The following is a 17,619-nucleotide window of genomic DNA, read 5'->3' on the forward strand; positions in this document are numbered from 1 at the left end:
GCCTTTCGTGATCAGTGCGAGGGTGCTGATCGCTGTTTCATCTGTAAATCGGAAGTATAAAATGTCGTTTGTCCCAGCCAATCCAGGCATCTCTAAATTAAGACCATATCAACCAGGTAAACCGATCAGTGAACTTGAGCGTGAGTTGGGCATCACTGATATCGTGAAACTGGCTTCAAATGAAAACCCGTTGGGCTGTTCAGATAAAGTCAAGGAAGCAGTTGCTGCCGAACTGGCGGAAATTGGCCGTTATCCTGACGGTGGTGGTTTTATTCTGAAAGACCAGATCAAGGCTCAGTTTGGTTTTAATCATGACCAGATTACTTTGGGCAATGGTTCAAATGACTTGCTGGAAATGTTTGCCCGCGCATTCGTTTCTGAAAAAGATTCCGTGATTTACAGCCAGCATGCATTCGCTGTATATGCATTGGTAACGCAAGCAATCCATGCCGAAGCGATTGAAGTACCAGCAAAAGGCTTCTCGCATGACCTGGAAGCCATGGCTGCAGCAATAAAAGACAATACCAAGCTGATCTTCATTGCCAATCCGAATAATCCGACAGGCACCTGGTTCGAAGAAGCTGAATTTGAAGCTTTCATGCAGAAAGTACCGGCCAATGTCATCGTGGTGCTGGATGAAGCTTATGTGGAATATTTCCCAGAAAACTTCAATAGCCTGAAATTCCTGAAGCAGTATCCAAACCTGATTGTCAGCCGTACATTATCTAAGTGTTATGGTCTGGCTGCACTGCGCGTTGGCTTCGCATTGTCGTCTGTTGAAGTAACGGATTACCTGAACCGTATCCGTCAGCCATTTAATGTTAACCATTTAGCAATGGTAGCTGCAGTTGCTGCGCTGAAAGATGAAGCATTCATCGAGAAATCTCGTGAAGTGAACAAGGCAGGTATGGCACAGCTTGAAGCGGGCTTTAAAGCTCTGGGTCTGAACTATGTACCATCCCGTGCCAACTTTATTCTGGTCGATGTACAGGCTGATCCAGCAGAAACATTTAACAAATTGCTGAAAGAAGGCGTAATTGTTCGTCCAGTGGGTATTCCGAACCATCTGCGCGTATCAATTGGTACTGAAGCTGAAAATGCCAAATTCCTTGCTGCACTTGGCAAAGTACTCGGCTTAGAGGCGAAAGCTTAAGTTATGTCGCAGCCACTGTTTGAAAAAGTTGCCTTCATCGGACTTGGGCTGATTGGTTCAAGTCTGGCACGTGTGATTAAGGCCGAGCATTTAGCCAATGACATCGTGGCATCGACACGCTCACAAAAAACGCTGGAAGATGCCAAAGCCTTGGGATTAATTTCCCAAGGTTATGCAGATCCTGTGGAGGCGGTCAAAGGTGCGGATCTGATTGTCCTGGCTTTGCCGGTACGTGCCACGCAAAAGGTATTGGAAACCATCAAGCCACATCTGGCTGAAGGTACTATTATTACGGATGTCGGTAGTACCAAAGGTAATGTGGTGGATGCAGCCAAGGCTGTATTTGGTGAAGCATTACCAGCAGGTTTTGTACCTGGACATCCGATTGCGGGTGCCGAGCATACCGGGGTGCATGCTGGTAAGGTCGATCTGTTCGCCAATCACAAGGTGATTTTGACACCATTACCGACCAGTGCAGCATGGGCAGTCGATAAACTGATTCAACTGTGGCAGGCAGCAAAAGCGGAAGTGATCTGTATGGATGTAGAAAAGCACGATGAAGTGCTGGCCCATACCAGTCATCTTCCGCACTTGATGGCGTTTAACCTGGTCGAACAACTGGCCAAGCGCGAAGACAATCTAGATATTTTTCGTTATGCTGCCGGTGGCTTTCGTGACTTTTCGCGTATTGCGGCCAGTGATCCACAAATGTGGCATGACATCTTTTTTGCCAACAAAAAAGCAATTCTCAATGCCGTGGATGGCTTTGAGGCCCAGCTGGCAATTATCCGCAAGCTGATTGAAGATGAAGATTCCCAAGCATTGATGGGCTTACTGGGACATGCACAGGCAGCACGCCAGCATTTCAACCATATGCTCGCCAAGAAACCTTTCATGGAGAAAAATAACGTGACACAACAATTTACCATTCAGCCGGGTGCCAAGAAATTCCAGGGCAAATTTACCGTGCCAGGTGACAAATCTGTGTCACACCGTTCCATCATGTTTGGTGCGATTGCTGAAGGCACTACGCATGTCACCGGTTTCCTTGAAGGTGAAGATGCTTTAGCGACTCTGCAAGCTTTCCGTGATATGGGGGTGAGTATTGAAGGTCCTAAAAATGGTGAAGTGACCATTCACGGTGTAGGTATGCATGGCCTGAAAGCACCACAATCTGCGCTATATATGGGTAACTCGGGCACTTCGATGCGTTTGCTGTCTGGCATGCTGGCAGCGCAGAAATTTGACTCAGTCATGACCGGTGATGCTTCATTGTCCAAGCGTCCCATGGAACGGATTGCTAAGCCTTTACGTGAAATGGGTGCACAGATTCAGACTACGGGTGAACGCGGTACGCCACCGGTATCGATTACTGGAAATCAAAACCTGAAAGGAATCCAGTACGATTTGCCAATGGCTTCTGCCCAGGTGAAATCAGGTATTCTGCTGGCAGGTCTTTGGGCTGAGGGTGAAACTTCGGTAACTGAGCCTGAACCCACCCGTGACCATACTGAACGTATGCTGCGTGCTTTTGGTTATGACGTGAAAACTGAAGGTAACCGTATTTCACTGCAAGGTGGCGGTAAGTTAGTCGGTACCAATATTCAGGTTCCATCTGATATTTCATCTGCTGCTTTCTTTATGGTTGGGGCTGCGATTACCGAAAACTCGGATGTGACTTTAGAAGCTGTAGGTATCAACCCCACCCGTACCGGTGTGATCGAAATCCTGAAACAGATGGGTGCGGATATTACGGTTGAAAACGAGCGTATTGCAGGTGGTGAACCGATTGCAGATATCCGTATTCGCGGTACACGTACCTTAAAAGGCATTCATATGCCGGAAGATCAGGTGCCATTGGCGATTGATGAATTCCCGGCACTGTTCATTGCCGCTGCATGTGCCGAAGGTCAAACGATTCTGACCGGTGCTGCAGAACTGCGTGTCAAAGAATCTGACCGGATTCAGGTGATGGCTGATGGCCTGAAAACCATGGGCATTGATTGTACACCAACAGAAGATGGCATCATCATTGAAGGTAAAGGTAAAGCAGGTGACTGGTCACCAATCTTTAGCGGTGGTGAAATCGAGTCACATCATGATCACCGAATTGCCATGAGTTTCTCAATTGCAGGCTTACGTAATTCTGAAGAAATTCGTATTGTGGGAACGGAAACAGTAGCGACCAGCTTTCCAACCTTTACTGAACTGACTTCACAGGCCGGCCTGACGATTGAAGTCACAGAATAATTCTTAAATTTATGTGAAACAGCCAAGCTTTTGCTTGGCTGTTTTGTTTATATTGCTTATGCTAAACCCATATAAGAAAAAAGCCATTTGGAAGTAGCGATGCGAAAATTAAAATTCATGGCCAATACCCAAAGCCAGCAACCACGGGATGGTCAAGAAACTCAGGAATACGTAGCACATTTACTTGCTGAGGAATTAGGTAAATACGGTTTTCAGACCTTAAGTCAAAGTGGTGCACAAGTGGCAGTAAGCGTAGATGAGCATGAGCTGCCATTATCGGTAAGTTGTGAAACCAGAGATGAACAGGGCCATCTGGTCTGTGAAATTGCTTCATATCCGGATGAAGAACAGGACTGGCTGGATCGGATTACCGAGCAAAGCTTGTTAAACCAGCTGGCACAGGCTGTTGAAGCATCGCTTAAAAAACAGGAAAGTTTTAGTGAGTTTGAATGGAAGAATTAGGGACTGTTAATATTTCCTAATAGCCATCAGACAAAGTACAAGCTGGAGCCCCTAAACTTCAAAAGTTCTACTCTAGCTTGTTAGCTTATATTGCAATACTTCAAGGTTATTTCATCCACGCACATATATTTTCAGCTAAGTGACTGACCTTACATCGGTGCCAGTTCACACGTGTATAGTGGGATTTCGAATGATATTTATTGGAAATATCAACCTGAGTTTGGTTTTCCTCTATTCTTTTTTGGGTGAGTCAAAATCCTGGCTTTTATCCACATACATTATCTTCGTTCCAGCCAAGTTCGAGTGATTAAGTCAATCACCTCACATCCCGCAAATTTTACTTTCATTAATCACAAAGCTCCGATGGCTTTTATGTGACTGACTTGCTAAGTGTATTTAGTACTATTTCGACTTATACACTGCGAAATTGCCTGAATCTTAATTGTTATCATATCTTGATGATGTGCCACGTATGGCTGAGAAGAGTATGGTTTTACTCAAGACCAGTTTCATTCATTAACAATTTAAATATATTTACTCACTTACTAAACTTAAATTTTCGATTAAATTTTTTGATCAGAGAGTCTGATTTTTCAAAATATTTTTGGTAAACCCAGTCAAAGGCGGTGAAGTCGAATTTAAGAGAAAATAACCCAATAAAAACTCTTAAATTAGGTTCGAACTAAATATCAAAATTTTAAAAAATAGTTTTTAGCTTTGCGTAATTTTGACCTGTGAGTAATAGATAAAACTTTGCTGAGAAGGAACGAAGTCTGAAGACTAAATTCTACTTTATCTTCATTTTTAGGCAGCAAATTTCGCCATACTCTCCTAAATCTATAAGACCATAATAAATATAATAATAGGCGTAAGTATGAACATCAAAACAGTTCCAACGGCTCTTGCATTCGCTGTCGTTAGCCTCATGCTAACTGGATGTGGTGGATCTAAATCTTTGCCTAATGTAACTTCTCAGCCACTTGACAATGATCTAGATAATGGAAATGGTACAACACCAACACCAACACCAACACCAACACCAACACCAACACCAACACCAACACCAACACCAACACCAACTCCTTACACTTATGATAAATCCAAGTTTGATGTTGTTGATATTGCGAAAGGTAATAATAAGATCGCAATTGGTGTAGCAGATACGGGTGTCCAGAAAAATACTTATTTGCAGGATTCTGTAGAGAAAGTATTGAAATACATTAATGATTATCAGGCGGGTACTTTTAGGGTTGAAGATTTAACGACAGCCGGCATTTCTTTACAAGACGTAAGCCCTAGTCTGCATGGGACATTGGTTGCTCAAATCATAGCAGGCAAGATTCCGGATCAATCTAATTTTATGGAAAAAGCCATGACAGAAGGACTGGCAAAAGATATTTCACAAATATATGGCATTCAGTCTGCCGATCGTGAATTGGGTTATGCAACAACTGCAGGTCATCTTCAGGCCATGAATGACCTGAATAAAAAATATGCTGTGAAGTTATTTAATGCTTCTTTTGCGACGATGTTTGCATCTGGCGATTATAAACAGCGTCTGGTTGATTACACTGTCGAACTAGTCAGGGGGGATGCTCTGGTGGTGTTTGCTACAGGTAATGACGGGTTTGCCAATCCTTCGGTTGAATCATTGCTACCAGCGGGCAATGAAGCTGTTGAAAAAGGTGTGATAAGTGTGACGGGTCTAGATGAAACAGGTCAAAAACTTTTCCGTAATGCTGATGGTAAGGGGGCGAATGCCTGCGGGGATTCTGCTCGCTGGTGTTTGGCTGCGGATTTCAGGTTCGGCCCTTTGTATAGCAATAAACTGCAAGGGTTGGTGTATTTTTCAGGAACTTCAGCTGCAGCGCCTCAAGTGACTACAACTGCAGCATTGGTATGGTCTAAATATCCCTGGCTAAATGCTGATCAGGTACGTCAAGTATTGTTGACCAATGCTGATTATCTGGATGATGGTTCAGAGGAGAACAAGCTTTATAACAGCACTACTGGATGGGGACGTTTAGATCTTGAAGGCTCGTTGAAAGGGATTAGGTTATTCAGCAAAGAGTTTGGTGATAATTTTGATGCCAATGTGATCGGTACCAGTGTCTTTTCCAACAATATTGGGGGTGATGCAGGCCTGACCAAAAAAGGTAATGGCATTCTGGTTCTGTCAGGCGCTAATACCTACCAGGGTTCAACCAGTGTCGAAAATGGCAAGCTGCGTGTTACAGGTTCAATCACCAGTCCAGTAAGTGTCACTAAGGCGGGTGTACTTTCGGGTAATGGTACAGTGGGGTCAGTGGTCAACAGCGGTAAGGTAACGACTGCCGATGGTCGTCTGACAGTAAATGGCAACTATACCCAAAATGCATCAGGTATCTTGAACTATAATCTGCATCACTACCTCACTATTAAAGGTAATGCTGCATTGGCGGGTTCGCTTGACGTGTCTGCTGCCAGTCGTAATATCTTGACCAAAGGCGAGCATACCGTTTTAACTGCCAACAAGGTTACTGGCACATTCGAGCAGTATAAATCGGTTTCGCCATTCCTTGCGGTATCAGGCTTGGAGCATCATGCCAATAAGGTGACAGTTGATGTGGATTATGCCAACGCGGTTGCTGCGGGTACGGTATCAAGTGGTATCTCTGTGGTATCGGGCAAGCTTTTAAATGACCTGATGGACAAGGCAAATACCCAGGCCTTAAATGGTCAGGTGACTGATCTGACCAAGTATGTGGGAACAATCCAGTCCGTTCAAAGCCGTGAAGCGGCTCAGGCAATCCTGAATTCCAATTCAGGTGCGGTGTTTGTTGAAACTCCATCTGTACTGCTACGCAATGATTCACTGGTGAATGCTCAGATTGCACAGCGTTCACATCAGTTGTTGTATGCGGGACAAGGCGGGGTTTGGGCGAATGCCAGTTACCTGAACAACCAGAATTCTGCAAACGGTTGGGATGATGTTGAATCTCATGTCAGTGTGCTGAGTGTGGGCGCGGATACGATGGTTCGGGATGACTTGGCGGTAGGCGCTTATATAAGCGAGTATCAGGACAAGTCTGATTTTGAGCAAACCAAAGCATCTGCTGATGCTGATGTCACTAACCTGGGTGCCTACCTGAAATGGCAAGCTGCTGACAATCTGTATGTTGCGGGTAATATGCAGTTTGGTTGGGGGGATGTGGAATTCAAGCGTGTGCTTACCGATGCTGTGGCATCTGTAGATTCCCGATCAAAAGCTGATCTGAGCAAATACGGTGTATATGGCGAGATCGGTTATGATTACTTCACCGAGCAATTGAGTGTAAGTCCTTATCTGGCACTGAGCTATAACACTGTTGATCTCGATGGGGTTAAAGAAGTAAATGTGTTGGGTGTGGCGGTGAGTGATGTGAGTATCGCTGAAACCAAAGCTCATGTCGGGGTGCGACTGGATTATCAGCTTACTCCAAACGTGGTGCTGACTGGTTATGGTGAATATGCCAATGCATTTAGCCGTGATTATGACAAGGTTGCGTTGTCAATGAATGTGGATAGCACTCGCAATGTCCTGTTCACGCCACCGAGCTTTGATAAGGACTATCTGTTGTATGGTATAGGCTTTAATTATCAAAGTGGTCAGAACTGGAACATCTTTGGAGATGTCAATGGCAATGCTCTTGATTCTGGTGATTACCAGTTGCAGCTTGGTTTGAAGTACGGGTTTTAAAAAAATTGAATAATAAAGATACTATTTAAGTTAAGGAGTTTCAGCTCCTACAGGATTAATAATGATAAAGGATCTTAAGCTGCTTTTATTTACACGAATTTTATACTGTTATGAGTCGTTTTCAAGGTGGCACTGATATGGTCAATAAGTTCATTCCTATGTATTACTCTAATAAAATTCGCCCTCAACTCGAAAGTGAACGTCTGATCCTGAATTATTTTAAACCGGTTGATGCCGTAGAAGCTTATGCTTCGATCACACCGAGTCTGACACGTTTTATGGCGTGGGATGTACCAGAATCTGAACAGGGTTTTGCAGCAATCTGGCAAAATTGGCTGGAAAATATGACCGATCATAAAGAATATATATATGTGATCCGTCATATAGAAACACAAGAATTTATTGGACTATGTGGTTTACATCGACTTCATGACGAAATACCTGAAGTTGGTATTTGGATCCGTGAAACTGCGCATGGTCATCATTATGGACACGAGGCAGTGCGTTGTATTGTGGAATATGCTTTCAATACATTAGATATTAAAGGTTTAAGCTATCAAGTAGCTGAAGAAAACTGGGCGAGCCGGAAAATTGCAGAGCGCTTGCGCGGAAAAATTACCAGTTATCTGGATAAACCCAAATATCGGGCAGTGATTTATGAAATTCTTGCAGAAAATTTTATCTCTGAATAAAAAAACCCATCATCTGATGGGTTTTTTTATTCAGCCAAGCGCTAAGTACCGGATCATTGCAATTCGCAATTGCTTTAAGTAGCCGGTAAAGAAATGGTTGGCACCAGGCAATACGGTCACTAGATGACGCTGTGGTTTTGCCCATTCAATCATATCTGACAGCAAAGTTACTTCATCGGCTTCCCCATGAATGAACAGAATGTCGCCTTTAATTGCTGGTGTAATATAATGGCGAATACCGGCAACAGTAGCGGTCGGTAGTCCACATAAAATGGTTTGCTTCGGTTGTAGTTCTATTGGCAAAGCTGCGTAGCTCTTCGCCATAACATGCGCACCAAAACTAAAACCGCCTGCATAAAAAGGCAGGGCAATATGTTGAGTACGGGCGAACCGGATGACTTCCAATACATCGTCGGTCTCACCGAAGCCCTCGTCGTGTATACCTTCACTTTGACCAGAACCACGGAAACTTGGACGATATACAATACAATCACGTTCCAGATACATTTGTGCCAGTAAAACCGGAACCTTGTGTTGTGGTGTTCCACCTTGCAATGGATGAGGGTGACAAACTACCGCGAATCCTTTCACTTCACCCTGAGGATAATCCACAAAAACTTCAATCTGACCTGCCGGTCCTTGAAGAAAAATTTGCTCGGACATATAAAAACCGATGATTAACAGGAGAATTTCGCATTTTAACGATTATGGTGAATAAAAACATGAATTGGAATTAAAATAAGTCTACTGATATAGTTTGATTAATCATTTTTTGACCAGGTTGCCATGCTCGCTTTAATTTCTCCAGCTAAAACTCTTGATTACAATACCCCCCTACCAACTGACCAATTTACTCAAGCGAGATTATTACAGCATTCGCAGGATTTGGTTAAAGTTTGTCGCACACTTTCTGCATCAGAAATTTCAAGCTTAATGAGTGTCAGTGAAAAAATTGCTAGTTTAAATGCTGCACGTTTTAATGACTGGCAACCAGATTTTAATTTGGCCAATGCCCGTCAGGCGATTTTTGCATTCAAAGGCGATGTCTATACAGGTCTTGATGCTTATAATTTGAAGAATGAAGACCTGCATTATGCCCAAGACCATTTGCGGATGCTGTCCGGTTTATATGGGCTCTTGCGTCCTCTGGATCTGATGATGCCTTATCGCCTGGAAATGGGTACTAAATTGGCCAATATCCGGGGGCATAACTTATATGATTTCTGGGCTCATCATATTACTGATCTGATTAATCAAGACTTGGCAGCAGTAAAGTCTGAAATTCTGGTCAATATCGCGTCTGATGAATATTATAAATCGGTTAATGAGCGCAAAATTCAGGCAGATATTATCAAGCCGGTATTTCTAGATCAGAAAAATGGCAAATATAAAGTGATTAGTTTTTATGCTAAAAAAGCACGCGGTCTTATGGCACGTTTTATAATTGAAAATAAAATTGATCGGATTGAAGGGCTAAAAGCTTTTAATGTCGATGGTTATTACTTCGATGCAGACAGTTCACTCAAGAAAGAACTGGTGTTTAAGCGCGATGAACAACTGAGTGCATAAATAAACGATTTCCCATATCCAGCATGAGTACAAGTATGCTGGATATGAGAGCCCTATTATAAGGTACATGTATAATCTTTAATGATTTGACTTTGTGAGGCAGATAAAGGACAGATGCACAGAATTAGCGAAAGGCACCATTGAGCTTTCAAGAATAGCCTGCAGAGTTTCCCAAGAATAAAATTGTCACTACACACATCTAAATAACTCGAAAAATATCATTTATTTAACGTTTTTTCTCAAAAAATAAAGATGAGGTCTTTGGGGAAAACCCTATGAAATTATGCAAAATACTCTTCATGAAATACGTGATATTTCATTTATCAGAATAGTCCTATTTCAAAATTATTTTTCTAAATTAATTAAAAAAACTTTTAATTACAGATACTTATTATTAATTTGAAAGAGCTTTATGAAAAAAAAGTTTAAAAAAAAGAATTACAAGTTAATTAAGTAATAGTAAATAAAAATACAGAAAAGTATTGGTTTAAGGCTTTAAAACTGCCTTTCATCGGGTTAAATGTAAAGTATGTCACAAGTTTGTTATGTTTTTTGTTAGCATAATTTCATAATGTTACAAAGCGGCATAATAAGAATGAAAATATATGCTATTCCTGTCTTTGCCTTAATAATCAGTTTATTGGGATTTTGCGTCCATAAACATTCAGAAATAAGGAAATATGAAAAGATCCGTCATGTCTTGAGTGAGGGGCGTGATTCAAACAAATTATTGGAATCCAACCGGCATCGGCATTAATCCAGCTTACTTAGCTTCAGGGTTTAAAATTTGAATAAAATAATAAAATTAAATTAATAATAAATATAATGAATTTTTAAAGTATTCGCTTAGAATATATTAATTTCTAATAAACTGTAAAAATCTAAGAAGCAATAAGAAATCAGTGTGTTATAATTTGCCCACAATCAAGATGAAGCAGATATCATCTTGTTAACCATTTGATTTAAATCTTGAAATTAAGCTGCATAAAAATTATGCAGCTTTTTTGTTTAGATTTTTTGGGTTTTTATAGCATAGCCCTGGGTGGGCTGTAAGCTGTTCCAACATTTTAACCCGTCAAATGGCTATGCTGGCATATTCGTTGCTAACACATCCTTAAAATTGATGAATTTTTTTATAAAATTTCATTTATTTGACAGCATGCTTAAAGCATAAAGTTTACTCAATAGGGGCTAGGTCATGACGACTCCTAATCCATCTTCAGAAAGTATGCTTGAACGTCTGTTCAAACTGAGTGAAAACAAAACCAGTTTCCGCACAGAAGTTCTGGCAGGTGTAACCACGTTCTTAACGATGTGTTACATCATTATTGTCAATCCAATGATTTTGTCCGAAACGGGGATGGATCATGGGGCTGTCTTTGTTGCCACTTGTCTTGCAGCAGCAATTGGCTGTTTGGTCATGGGTTTGATTGCGAATTATCCAATTGCCCTAGCACCAGGTATGGGCTTGAATGCCTTCTTTACCTATTCTGTATGTTTGGGAATGGGAGTGCCTTGGCAAACCGCATTAGGCGCAGTTTTTGTGTCAGGTCTGGTTTTTATTGCGATCAGCATGTTCAAAATACGTGAGGCTATTGTCAATGCTATTCCGATGTCGCTAAAGCTCGCGATTGGAGGAGGTATTGGATTATTCCTGGCGCTGGTTGCGTTAAAAAATGCCGGTATTATTGTGGATAATCCGGCTACTTTAGTCGGCTTGGGCGATCTGAAACAACCCTCGGTATTACTGGCACTTTTAGGATTTTTGCTTGTGGTGGTAATGCACCAGTTCAAAGTCCGTGGTGCAATTATCATTAGTATTCTGGTGGTGACGGCTATTGCAACTGCACTAGGTTATAATGAATTTCAGGGTGTAGTGGGTGCAATTCCATCACTTGCTCCAACATTCATGCAAATGAATTTTGAAGGTCTGTTCACTGCCAGTTTAATTGGCGTGATTTTTGTCTTCTTCCTGGTCGATCTATTTGATTCCACCGGTACACTCGTAGGTGTTTCGCACCGTGCAGGTTTGTTAAAAGATGGCAAACTGCCACGTTTGAAAAAAGCACTTTTTGCTGACTCTACTGCAATTGTTGCAGGTGCAGCTCTAGGGACTTCATCGACGACACCATACATTGAATCTTCTGCAGGTGTAGCAGCTGGTGGGCGTACAGGTCTAACCGCTGTAGTAGTCGGTATCCTGTTTGTTGCCTGTTTGTTCCTTGCGCCATTGGCACAGTCTGTACCAAGCTTTGCAACAGCCCCAGCGTTGTTATTTGTTGGTGTCTTAATGATTCAAGGCATCGTACATATTGATTGGGAAGATATTACAGAAGCAGTTCCTGCATTTTTAACCATTGTATTTATGCCATTTACCTATTCGATTGCGGATGGTATAGCAATGGGCTTTATTAGCTATGCATTGATCAAGTTGCTGACTGGTAAAGCAGCAACTGTGCCGTATATGGTCTGGATTATTGCACTACTATGGACGCTTAAATTCGCACTATTTGGCGGCTAATTTTTCTGGATTTGGAAAGGGTGTAGACTCAGTTTGCACCCTTTTTTTATTATTTAAGGGTTTCACGAGGAGAAATGATGAACCGTCTCGAGTTGATTCGAGCTTTGCCAAAAGCAGAACTTCATGTGCATATTGAAGGCACCTTTGAGCCTGAGTTAATGTTTGCAATCGCTCAGCGTAATCAGATTGCTATCCCGTATAAATCTGTCGAGGAAGTTAAACAGGCGTATAACTTTCATAATCTTCAGTCGTTCCTTGATATTTATTATGCTGGTGCTGCTGTACTGATTCATGAACAGGATTTTTATGATCTGGCATGGGCGTATTTTGAAAAATGTGCTGAAGACCGGGTCGTGCATACTGAAATGTTCTTTGATCCACAAACCCATACTGATCGTGGCGTTGCTTTTGCAACGGTGATCAACGGATTGCAAAAAGCCTGTGATGATGCCAAAACTAAACTTGGTATCAGTTCACATCTGATTATGTGTTTCTTGCGTCATTTAAGTGAAGATGCTGCATTTGTAACACTGGAACAGGCCTTGCCTTATAAAGACCAGATCATTGCGGTCGGTCTGGATTCAAGTGAAGTCGGGCATCCACCGTCAAAGTTTGAACGTGTTTTTGCTAAAGCACGAGAAGAAGGCTTCTTAGTGGTTGCGCATGCAGGAGAAGAAGGCCCGGCAGCCTATGTCTGGGAGGCGCTGGATTTGCTCAAAGTCAATCGTATCGATCATGGAGTTCGTTCGGAAGAAGATTCTGAGTTAATGCAACGCCTGATTGCAGAAAAGATGCCATTGACGGTTTGTCCGTTGTCAAACCTGAAACTTTGCGTCGTGGATGACATGCAGCAGCATAATATCCATCGCCTCTTGCAGCAGGGCGTGCATGTTACGGTCAATTCAGATGATCCATCCTATTTTGGCGGTTATATGAATGACAATTTTATTGCCATTGCTGAAGCGCTGGACTTAAGTAATGAGGAACTCAAGCAGTTGGCCATCAACTCATTTGAAGCCTCTTTTATTACCGAGGCCGATAAAGAACAATGGATCAACCAGATCCGTGCCCTGGTTTAAGTTTTCAAATAAAAGGCAGGGTACGCTCTGCCTTTGTTTTTATAGATGGATATGAAATTGAAACATGTAATTCTACTCATCAGTAGCGTGTTGATATCTGCCTGCTCAAATGCGGATATGACTTTGACACAACGTACCTTAAAACCCGTGATTGAATACCAATGTGGAAAAGAGCTGAAAGCATCTAAATTCTGGACCGCCTCGACTTATTTTATGCAGGATAAAAATAAAGCTGAACTTGAACAGAATGTGTGTTCCTGTGTGGGTGAGCATGCGCTTAAAGATATTCCAGCCAGCACTTTGCTTAAAGCAACTCTCGATGAAGAGGTAAAGTCAAAGCTTACTCAACAAGCAATTGCAAACAGTCTGAAAGGCTGCATGACCGAGTTCTTGAAATAAAATCAGCTTTGCAATGAAAGCTGATTGAATGTAGTTTTGCAGTTTATTTTTTAGACGATTTAGATTGTCGCATCATGCTGGTGAGTACGTGATCCTTATCGATAAAATGATGTTTCAGTGCTGCGGCAATATGTCCGGTTAAAAGGAGTCCCACCGCCCAGGAAAGCCAGATATGCAGAGGTTTTGCGATGGCGGTCACAGCCGGATTTTCTGTAATCAGTGCCGGAAGCTTAAATAAATACAGTACCGGTACTGGGTAGCCCAGACTCCAGCTATATAAACAGCCGGTGACGGGTAGGGCAATCAGCATGAAATACAAAGCCAGATGACCTGCATGTGCTAAAGTTTTCACCCGGGATGACATAGTATCAGGTAGTTCAGGGGCAGGATGGGTGTAGCGCCAGAAGATTCGTACAACCAGCAGGAAAATAATGGTGGTGGCGATATTTTTATGCAGAGTGATGACATCGCCTTTAAAGCTGCCATCGACCTCATAACTTAAAAAATTCCCGCTATAAAAACCAATCAGCCACACCCCAATAAAGATAATCGCCATGATCCAGTGCAGCCATTGCGCCGTGCGTGTGTAATATTGTACTTTTTCCATGTGATTTTCTGTGGCTCTCAAAGATGGATGCACCTTAGCAAAGGGCGAATCAGCTCGGCAATTCCAAATCTGCAACGCTATGGTGGCTTTCATGCAACATCCATTGAAATGGCTGGGTGCAGATTAAACATTCAGGATGATTTTTAGATTTCTTATTCAGGTGAATTTCGGCACAATAGCGTCACGCTTTATATATGAATAAACAAGGAACAGATCTGTGAAAAAATTATTGATTGCACTGGCTCCAATTGCTTTGGTTTTATCGGCTTGTGCAACAACAGGCAGTCCTGAGACCCAAACCACGACTCAGCAACTGGGTGGGGCTGCGCTTAAAATCGCGATCAATGCAAAATGTACGACTGAGCTGAATAATATTCCGGCATGGCAAACAGCAACACGTCTCATGACTACAACACAAAAACAGGATATCCAGACTGAAATTTGCGGCTGTGTCAGTGAAAAAGCACCACAGAACGTAACGGCGGTAGATCTGGCAACTGCAGCAATTGACCCGGCAGCACGTGCGACGATTGTCGGCAATGTAGTGGCAAAAACCATTAACGCTTGTGTAGCTGAAGCTGTAAACTAAGCCAAGATTAAATTGAAATAGGCTGACCGGTTCAGCCTATTTTTTATGGAAGAAAGACATGAAAATTGCTGGTGTAGATGAAGCAGGGCGTGGGCCATTAGTGGGTTCGGTTGTCGCTGCGGCAGTTATTTTGGATCCGAATAACCCGGTTGAGGGTTTAAATGATTCAAAAAAGCTTACTGAAAAGAAGCGTGAAAAGCTTTTTATCGAAATTCGGGAAAAAGCCTTGGCATGGGCCATTGCTGAGGCTTCTGCAGCAGAGATTGATGAGTATAATATTTTACAGGCCTCTTTGCTGGCGATGCGTCGCGCTGTAGAAGCTTTGCCAGTTCAGCCTGAGCATGTACTGGTCGATGGCAACAAGATTCCACAGGGCCTTGCGATGAGCTGTGATGCTGTAGTTGGGGGTGATGCGCTGCATGCTGAAATTTCAGCAGCCAGTATTCTGGCTAAAGTAACCCGAGATCACCAGATGATCGAGATGGATCAGAAGCATCCGCAATTTGGGTTTGCCAAGCATAAAGGTTATCCAACCAAGGCGCATTTTGAAGCGATTGCCCTGCACGGTGTCATTGATGAACATCGCCGCAGTTTTGGACCGGTAAAAAAAGTGATCGCAGCATTGCAGCAAGAGGTAAAATTTTAGACTTTATTAAATTTTTTAATTATTTAGAGTACTGATATAACATGCAGAGAAATTTAAAGCGGCTAAAAAAGCCGCTTTATGATTTACACAAAAATTAACGGTTAAAGTTATTTTGTGTCTGATTATCATCTTCAAAAGAAGGCTGGTAATCTTGATCGATATGTTGAAGATGTTCATGCATTGCGCGTTCATGCTGGATACGCTGGTATATCTCTTCACGGTGCACAGAGACTTCTTTAGGAGCATTCACCCCAATACGAACCTGATTACCTTTTACACCAAGTACAGTCACGCTGACTTGGTCACCAATCATTAAAGTTTCCCCGACGCGTCGAGTCAGAATCAGCATGTTTTTCTCCTTGCAAAATGCAAAACCTGCAATCTATTGAATGTAAAATAAAAAGCACAACCAAAAATTATAAAATAATATCTGGATAGAAATTCTGTCACCTGAATGAAAGACTTTAATCTATCTCAGTTGGTTAAAAATCCTCATGCTTAATATAACAGAGCCACTATAAAAAAAACTATAGCGGCTCTGCATTTTTGTAGAGTTTTATAAAATAGTGTCAAACAATGACAATATTTTGTTTTTTCGCTTAAGCGCGTGCGCTAGATTCGCCTTGTTCACGGTCTAGACCAAATGCGGTATGCAATGAACGTACAGCAAGTTCAAGATAATTCTCTTCAATGATGACTGAAATCTTGATTTCAGAAGTCGAGATCATCAGGATGTTAATACCTTCGTCAGCCAGGGCGGTGAACATTTTGCTCGCTACACCTGCATGAGAACGCATGCCTACACCTACGATCGATACTTTTACGATGTCATCACGAGTCGCAACTTCACGTGCGCCAATTTCTTTAGCGGTTGCTTCAAGAATTGCTTTTGCTTTTACAAGTTCGCCACGGTTTACAGTGAATGTGAAGTCAGTCGTACCATCTTCTTCTACGTTTTGGATGATCATATCGACTTCGATATTCGCAGCGCCAATCGGTGCTAAGATTTTAGATGCAATACCTGGAATATCAGGCACACCTAGGATAGTCAGTTTAGCTTCGTCACGGTTAAACGCGATACCAGAGATAATTGGCTGTTCCATGTTGTCTTCCAATTCAGTCGTAATAAGTGTGCCAACGTTGTTTTTAAATTCTTCGTCAAACGCGCCATCATTGTCATTGTCAAAGCTTGAAAGTACGCGTAAAGGTACTTGGTATTTACCCGCAAATTCAACAGAGCGAATTTGTAGAACTTTTGAACCAAGTGATGCCATTTCTAGCATTTCTTCAAACGAAATACGGTCGACTTTTTTCGCTTTTGGTGCAACGCGAGGGTCAGTGGTATATACGCCATCAACGTCAGTATAGATTTGGCATTCGTCAGCTTTGAGTGCAGCAGCCAGTGCCACACCTGAAGTATCAGAACCGCCACGACCTAAAGTTGTTGTGTTGCCGTCAGCATCAAAGCCCTGGAAGCCGGCAACTACAATTACACGACCCGCGTCCAGATTTTTAGTCAATACGTCAGTATCAATCGACTCGATACGGGCTTTGGTAAATGCGCTGTCAGTCTTAATGCCAACCTGGCGTCCAGTCAAAGATTTAGCTTCAACCCCGATCGAATTCAACGCCATTGCAAGCATGGAAATCGTTACCTGTTCACCCGTAGAAACCATTTGGTCTAGTTCACGCGGATCAGGGGTTTCGGTAATGGCTTTCGCTAAAGCAAGCAGACGATTGGTCTCGCCACTCATTGCCGATACAACCACCACTACCTTGTGGCCGTGGTCATGCCAGCGCTTTACACGACGAGCAACATTTAAAATGCGCTCTGGAGTACCCATAGAGGTACCGCCATATTTTTGAACGATTAATGCCATAGTTGTTCCATATAAACCATGACCCTGATATTCCTATCAGGGTCAGTTACACAA

General features: G+C 42.4%; 15 protein-coding genes. 11 read left to right on the forward strand and 4 right to left on the reverse strand.

The features are described from left to right. Nucleotides 1-61: 61 nt before the first annotated feature. The 5 genes from hisC to AY607_RS04045 all read left to right on the forward strand — a co-directional run bounded on the left by hisC (nt 62) and on the right by AY607_RS04045 (nt 8,275). Nucleotides 62-1,153 (forward strand): histidinol-phosphate transaminase, encoded by a 1,092-nt coding sequence (gene hisC / locus AY607_RS04025; RefSeq protein WP_064101843.1) that lies wholly within the window; start codon nt 62-64, stop codon nt 1,151-1,153. A 3-nt stretch (nt 1,154-1,156) separates the two neighbouring features. Next, nucleotides 1,157-3,403: a bifunctional prephenate dehydrogenase/3-phosphoshikimate 1-carboxyvinyltransferase gene (locus AY607_RS04030; RefSeq protein ID WP_064101844.1), complete on the forward strand. Its 2,247-nt coding sequence runs from the start codon at nt 1,157-1,159 to the stop codon at nt 3,401-3,403. A gap of 99 nt (nt 3,404-3,502) precedes the next feature. Then, nucleotides 3,503-3,865, forward strand: coding sequence for a hypothetical protein (locus AY607_RS04035; RefSeq protein ID WP_064096623.1), 363 nt, complete (start codon nt 3,503-3,505; stop codon nt 3,863-3,865). An 874-nt stretch (nt 3,866-4,739) separates the two neighbouring features. Continuing rightward, entirely contained in the window at nt 4,740-7,583 is a 2,844-nt protein-coding gene (locus tag AY607_RS04040; RefSeq protein ID WP_064101845.1) for an autotransporter domain-containing protein, read from the forward strand. Between the two features lie 137 nt (nt 7,584-7,720). After that, complete coding sequence (locus AY607_RS04045; protein ID WP_227509954.1) at nt 7,721-8,275, forward strand: GNAT family N-acetyltransferase; 555 nt, start codon at nt 7,721-7,723, stop codon at nt 8,273-8,275. Between the two features lie 30 nt (nt 8,276-8,305). On the opposite strand, the gene AY607_RS04050 is transcribed toward AY607_RS04045, so the two are convergent. Next, nucleotides 8,306-8,938 carry an alpha/beta hydrolase gene (locus AY607_RS04050; RefSeq protein ID WP_064101846.1) on the reverse strand — a complete coding sequence of 211 codons (633 nt, stop codon included), beginning with the start codon at nt 8,936-8,938 and terminating at the stop codon, nt 8,306-8,308. A gap of 123 nt (nt 8,939-9,061) precedes the next feature. Here AY607_RS04050 and yaaA point away from each other — a divergent pair, with 123 nt between their 5' ends. The 4 genes from yaaA (at nt 9,062) to AY607_RS04070 (ending at nt 13,843) form a co-directional block, all read left to right on the forward strand. Then, nucleotides 9,062-9,844: a peroxide stress protein YaaA gene (yaaA, locus tag AY607_RS04055; RefSeq protein ID WP_064101847.1), complete on the forward strand. Its 783-nt coding sequence runs from the start codon at nt 9,062-9,064 to the stop codon at nt 9,842-9,844. Nucleotides 9,845-11,042: 1,198 nt separating this feature from the next. Further along, complete coding sequence (locus tag AY607_RS04060) at nt 11,043-12,365, forward strand: NCS2 family permease (RefSeq protein WP_064096627.1); 1,323 nt, start codon at nt 11,043-11,045, stop codon at nt 12,363-12,365. A gap of 77 nt (nt 12,366-12,442) precedes the next feature. After that, nucleotides 12,443-13,444: an adenosine deaminase gene (locus tag AY607_RS04065; protein ID WP_064101848.1), complete on the forward strand. Its 1,002-nt coding sequence runs from the start codon at nt 12,443-12,445 to the stop codon at nt 13,442-13,444. Nucleotides 13,445-13,489: 45 nt separating this feature from the next. Continuing rightward, complete coding sequence (locus tag AY607_RS04070) at nt 13,490-13,843, forward strand: hypothetical protein (RefSeq protein ID WP_081408795.1); 354 nt, start codon at nt 13,490-13,492, stop codon at nt 13,841-13,843. 43 nt (nt 13,844-13,886) lie between these two features. Here AY607_RS04070 and AY607_RS04075 read toward each other — a convergent pair whose 3' ends face one another. Beyond that, nucleotides 13,887-14,450 carry a cytochrome b gene (locus tag AY607_RS04075; RefSeq protein WP_064101849.1) on the reverse strand — a complete coding sequence of 188 codons (564 nt, stop codon included), beginning with the start codon at nt 14,448-14,450 and terminating at the stop codon, nt 13,887-13,889. Nucleotides 14,451-14,667: 217 nt separating this feature from the next. Here AY607_RS04075 and AY607_RS04080 point away from each other — a divergent pair, with 217 nt between their 5' ends. After that, nucleotides 14,668-15,039, forward strand: coding sequence for a hypothetical protein (locus AY607_RS04080; protein ID WP_064096629.1), 372 nt, complete (start codon nt 14,668-14,670; stop codon nt 15,037-15,039). A 22-nt stretch (nt 15,040-15,061) separates the two neighbouring features. Further along, the gene (rnhB, locus tag AY607_RS04085) at nt 15,062-15,685 is read left to right on the forward strand and encodes a ribonuclease HII (protein WP_264753788.1); all 624 of its coding nucleotides are present in this window, start codon (nt 15,062-15,064) and stop codon (nt 15,683-15,685) included. Nucleotides 15,686-15,779: 94 nt separating this feature from the next. Here the strand turns inward: rnhB and csrA are convergent, their stop codons facing one another. Then, on the reverse strand, nt 15,780-16,034 hold the full coding sequence (gene csrA / locus AY607_RS04090) for a carbon storage regulator CsrA (protein WP_064096631.1): 255 nt from the start codon (nt 16,032-16,034) through the stop codon (nt 15,780-15,782). A gap of 250 nt (nt 16,035-16,284) precedes the next feature. Beyond that, on the reverse strand, nt 16,285-17,565 hold the full coding sequence (locus AY607_RS04095; protein WP_064101851.1) for an aspartate kinase: 1,281 nt from the start codon (nt 17,563-17,565) through the stop codon (nt 16,285-16,287). Nucleotides 17,566-17,619 lie beyond the last annotated feature (54 nt).

The sequence above is a fragment of the Acinetobacter sp. SFA genome (genome assembly GCF_001647535.1).
In the GTDB taxonomy this organism is placed as follows: domain Bacteria; phylum Pseudomonadota; class Gammaproteobacteria; order Pseudomonadales; family Moraxellaceae; genus Acinetobacter; species Acinetobacter pecorum.

Bases quoted from the DNA above. Each gene is read 5' to 3' on its own strand.
- AY607_RS04045 (WP_227509954.1), top strand. From the start codon at position 7,721: ATGGTCAATAAGTTCATTCCTATGTATTACTCTAATAAAATTCGCCCT.
- AY607_RS04035 (WP_064096623.1), top strand. From the start codon at position 3,503: ATGCGAAAATTAAAATTCATGGCCAATACCCAAAGCCAGCAACCACGG.
- AY607_RS04050 (WP_064101846.1), bottom strand. From the start codon at position 8,938: ATGTCCGAGCAAATTTTTCTTCAAGGACCGGCAGGTCAGATTGAAGTT.
- yaaA (WP_064101847.1), top strand. From the start codon at position 9,062: ATGCTCGCTTTAATTTCTCCAGCTAAAACTCTTGATTACAATACCCCC.
- AY607_RS04060 (WP_064096627.1), top strand. From the start codon at position 11,043: ATGACGACTCCTAATCCATCTTCAGAAAGTATGCTTGAACGTCTGTTC.
- hisC (WP_064101843.1), top strand. From the start codon at position 62: ATGTCGTTTGTCCCAGCCAATCCAGGCATCTCTAAATTAAGACCATAT.
- AY607_RS04065 (WP_064101848.1), top strand. From the start codon at position 12,443: ATGAACCGTCTCGAGTTGATTCGAGCTTTGCCAAAAGCAGAACTTCAT.
- AY607_RS04030 (WP_064101844.1), top strand. From the start codon at position 1,157: ATGTCGCAGCCACTGTTTGAAAAAGTTGCCTTCATCGGACTTGGGCTG.
- AY607_RS04070 (WP_081408795.1), top strand. From the start codon at position 13,490: ATGGATATGAAATTGAAACATGTAATTCTACTCATCAGTAGCGTGTTG.
- AY607_RS04095 (WP_064101851.1), bottom strand. From the start codon at position 17,565: ATGGCATTAATCGTTCAAAAATATGGCGGTACCTCTATGGGTACTCCA.
- AY607_RS04040 (WP_064101845.1), top strand. From the start codon at position 4,740: ATGAACATCAAAACAGTTCCAACGGCTCTTGCATTCGCTGTCGTTAGC.
- csrA (WP_064096631.1), bottom strand. From the start codon at position 16,034: ATGCTGATTCTGACTCGACGCGTCGGGGAAACTTTAATGATTGGTGAC.
- AY607_RS04075 (WP_064101849.1), bottom strand. From the start codon at position 14,450: ATGGAAAAAGTACAATATTACACACGCACGGCGCAATGGCTGCACTGG.